The organism is Microcystis sp. M53603_WE2, from assembly GCF_030065435.1.
Window position 1 is genome coordinate 1 of the sequence record NZ_JASJFF010001069.1, and the last position, 1,444, is coordinate 1,444.

2 protein-coding genes are annotated in these 1,444 nt (G+C 44.7%); one reads left to right on the plus strand and one right to left on the minus strand.

Going from position 1 to position 1,444, the window contains the following annotated elements:
• Window positions 1–162: redoxin family protein (locus tag PX481_RS22550; RefSeq protein WP_288096159.1), on the minus strand; the 162-nt coding region annotated here is incomplete at its 3' end.
• 323 nt (window positions 163–485) lie between these two features.
• Between PX481_RS22550 and PX481_RS22555 the strand changes: the two genes are divergently transcribed.
• Window positions 486–1,436 carry an undecaprenyl-diphosphate phosphatase gene (locus tag PX481_RS22555; protein ID WP_288096156.1) on the plus strand — a complete coding sequence of 317 codons (951 nt, stop codon included), beginning with the start codon at window positions 486–488 and terminating at the stop codon, window positions 1,434–1,436.
• Window positions 1,437–1,444 lie beyond the last annotated feature (8 nt).

A 1,444-nucleotide genomic window follows, 5' to 3' on the forward strand; every position in this document is an offset into this window, starting at 1 on the left:
ATGGGAGGTGGAACAGGTGGGAGTGAATGCCCCAGGTAAGGCAAAAAGAACAACGGTTTTTCCTTTGAATAATTCCTCGCTGGTGATGTTCACCCATTGATTATTTTGACGCACGGGAAAGGTGACATCGGGAACTCTCTGCCCTTCTCGGTTTGGTAGCATAATCGTCAACTCCTAATTGCTAAGTCGTACTCATTTCGAGTTTGTATAAATTAAGTGTACTCATAACGACTACGAGTTGTCAACAAGTATTTATACTTAAATCAGGAGATAGGAGATAGGAGACAGGAGATTAGGAGACAGGAGATAGGAGACAGGAGATAGCAGATAGCAGATAGCAGATAGCAGATAGCAGATAGGAGATAGGAGAATGGGAAATAGACAAAAGGCAGTAATATTGATTAGTTAATTTCCCTATCTCCCCCCGCAACGCGCACGACGTGGTCTCCCCACACCCTAAACCCCATCCCTTTTTTGACTGAAAAATGATGTTTTCCTTACTGAAAAAAAGCTATAAATGGCTAGGAATAGCGATAATAACGGTGATTTTGGCGATTACACCCGCTGCCATTGCCCAATCAACCACGAATAGGATTCCTCTAGCCAAAATTGACTGGTTACAGGCGATTTTTTTGGGATTTGTGCAGGGAGTGACGGAATTTTTGCCGATTAGCAGTACCGCCCATTTAAAAGCGATTCCCGTCTTTTTGGGTTGGGGAGATCCTGGTGTCACCTATACGGCAGTGATTCAATTGGGCAGTATTGCGGCGGTATTGTCCTATTTTTGGCAGGATTTAAGGCAAATATCCACAGGAATGGTGAAAGCGGTGGCTAGTTCCGATTATCGTTCCCAGGATTTTCGTTTGGCCGTGGGGATTATCCTAGGCACAATTCCGATTGTTTTCTTCGGTTTGTTAATGAAACTTTTCATTCCCGATTTAGATAATTCCCCCCTGAGAAGCATGACAGCGATCGCCTGTGCCTCTATAGTCATGTCTTTACTCTTAGCTACGGCCGAAAAAATCGGGAAACATAAACGCAGTTTTGAGACTTTGCGACAAAAAGACGGGGTTTTAATGGGATTAGCCCAAGCTTTAGCCCTAATACCGGGGGTATCTCGTTCTGGGTCCACCTTAACTGCCGGGTTATTCATGGGTTTAGAAAGGGCCGTAGCGGCGCGATTTTCCTTTCTGCTGGGGATTCCGGCGATAACTTTAGCCGGTTTAGTGGAATTTAAAGGCGTTCTCGACCAGATTAACACCAGTGAACTAATTCCCCTGGCTATTGGGGTAATTTCCTCGGCGATATTTTCCTATCTTTCGATCGCTTGGTTATTAGATTATCTCAAAAAACAGAGTACCTGGGTTTTTGTCTGGTATCGTCTCTTTTTCGGGGTTACTATCCTGATTGGTGTGGCCTGGGGGCGTTTTTCCTGACCTTTTGG

Bases quoted from the DNA above. Each gene is read 5' to 3' on its own strand.
- PX481_RS22555 (WP_288096156.1), top strand. From the start codon at position 486: ATGATGTTTTCCTTACTGAAAAAAAGCTATAAATGGCTAGGAATAGCG.